Here is a 2,112-nt window from a genome sequence, read left to right as displayed (position 1 = left end):
ATGACCCCCATAAACAAGATGAGCTCAAAACAACTCCAAGTCATACTATATGGAAGTGAAGAAGCAGTCAAGTTCTCGTACGAGTCCCAGTCAACAGACTCCAGGTGGGAGTATACCAATAACTTTCACGGGGTAATACCAAGCCTACAGAAAAATTTTGCAGAGACTGATTCAGAGTCAAAAAGAGAAGAACTCAGCAAGTTCATGAGAGAGACGCCATGTAACACATGTAATGGCAGAAGGCTCAAAGATGAGGCACTAGCAGTTTCAATTAACTCACTTTCAATAATGGATGTATGTGATTTATCAATTGACTCGTGTTATGAGTTTTTCAAGAATTTGCAACTAAGCGAGACAGAAAAATATATTGCAAAATCAATTCTAAAAGAAGTATTATCAAGACTTGAATTTTTAAGAAACGTAGGACTGAATTACCTTACACTTAATCGGGTTAGCTCCACGTTATCAGGAGGAGAAGCACAACGAATCAGACTTGCAACGCAGATAGGATCAAACCTCACAGGTGTACTCTATGTTCTTGACGAGCCAACAATTGGTTTGCACCAACGAGACAATGCAAAACTCATCAAGACACTGACAAAGCTTCGCGATTTGGGAAATACAATACTTGTTGTAGAGCATGATGAAGAAGTCATGCGAAACTCCGACTGGATAATTGATCTTGGTCCAGATGCTGGAGTCCATGGAGGAAATGTAGTTTTTGAAGGAACGATAAATGAAATTCTAAAAAGCGAAAAGNAAGGAACAATAAATGAAATTCTAAAAAGTGAAAAATCGATAACTGGAAGATATCTCAAAAATCATGACGCAATAAAACTTGACAAAGAAAAACACCAACAAAAAGGCAAATTAATTCTCAAGGGTGCATCAGAAAACAATCTCAAAAATATCGATGTCGAGTTTCCACTTGGAATGATGGTCACAGTAACCGGAGTATCAGGCTCTGGAAAATCCACACTTGTAAATGACATTTTGTACAAGGCACTTGCAGCAGAGATCTATGGCTCAATAGATAGACCAGGAAAACACAAAAGCATCACAGGAATGGTCGAGATTGACAAGGTCATAGGAATAGACCAATCCCCGATAGGGCGCACCCCACGGTCAAATCNNNCAAATCCTGCCACATACATTGGCGCATTTACGCCAATTAGAGATCTGTATGCAGGAACAGAGTTATCAAAGGAACGCGGGTATGCCCCAGGACAGTTCTCGTTTAACGTTGCAGACGGAAGGTGCTTTGCTTGTGAGGGAGACGGAGTCAAAAAGATAGAGATGCAGTTTCTCTCGGACGTGTATGTAGTGTGTGACGAATGCAAGGGCAAGCGATACAGTTCAGAGACATTATCAGTCCACTACAAAGACAAGAACATATCAGACATTCTTGCAATGACAGTTGAAGAAGCGTTAGAGTTTTTTGCAAACATTCCTTCAATCCAGAGAAAGTTACAAACAGTGTCAGACGTAGGATTAGGATACATCAAGCTTGGCCAAGCCGCTACAACATTATCAGGCGGAGAGGCTCAACGTGTGAAACTTGCAGCAGAGTTGTCAAAACGTGATACAGGTAGAACAGTCTACATACTTGATGAGCCAACAACAGGACTGCACTTTGCAGATGTACAGAAATTGCTTGAAGTGTTAAACAGACTTGTTAGTCTTGGAAATACCATAATCATCATAGAGCATAACATGGATGTTATAAAAAATTCTGATTGGATAATTGATTTGGGTCCAGAGGGAGGAGATGGCGGTGGAACAGTTGTTGCATCTGGAACTCCAGAACAAGTTGCACAAAACCCAAAAAGTTACACAGGTCAATACCTAAAACGAATTTTGAAAAATGGTTCTTGACATAACAAAGGTTGCAATCCCATCACATCCAGGCATCTACATCATGAAAGATACTACTGAGAAAATTTTGTACATAGGCAAGGCAAAGAATCTAAAAAATCGTGTCAAGTCATATTTTTTAAAAAACCAAAACTACAAGACCCAAAAACTAGTAGAAAAAATTGCAGACATTGAGTTTGTTTTAACAGACAATGAAGAGGAGGCTTTTTTGTTAGAGGCAAACATGATCAAGCGATA

General features: G+C 39.6%; 2 protein-coding genes and 2 pseudogenes. All 4 read left to right on the top strand.

The genetic code is table 11. The features are described from left to right. Window positions 1-759 (top strand): annotated as a pseudogene (locus tag DYY66_RS15075) (excinuclease ABC subunit UvrA); the annotation flags it as partial. A 1-nt stretch (window position 760) separates the two neighbouring features. Continuing rightward, window positions 761-1,132, top strand: a pseudogene (locus DYY66_RS15070) (excinuclease ABC subunit UvrA); the annotation flags it as partial. Window positions 1,133-1,135: 3 nt separating this feature from the next. Next, window positions 1,136-1,875, top strand: a 740-nt coding sequence (locus DYY66_RS15065; protein ID WP_255496455.1) for an ATP-binding cassette domain-containing protein, incomplete at its 5' end; no start/stop codon positions are given. Then, a partial coding sequence (locus tag DYY66_RS15060; RefSeq protein WP_255496454.1) for a GIY-YIG nuclease family protein occupies window positions 1,865-2,112 on the top strand: 248 nt, incomplete at its 3' end. The genes DYY66_RS15065 and DYY66_RS15060, both read left to right, overlap by 11 nt.

The organism is Candidatus Nitrosotalea sp. FS (genome assembly GCF_011319475.1).
Classification (GTDB): domain Archaea; phylum Thermoproteota; class Nitrososphaeria; order Nitrososphaerales; family Nitrosopumilaceae; genus Nitrosotalea.
The sequence above is the reverse complement of the archived record's forward strand: the minus strand, read 5'-3'. Positions and strand labels throughout refer to the sequence as shown.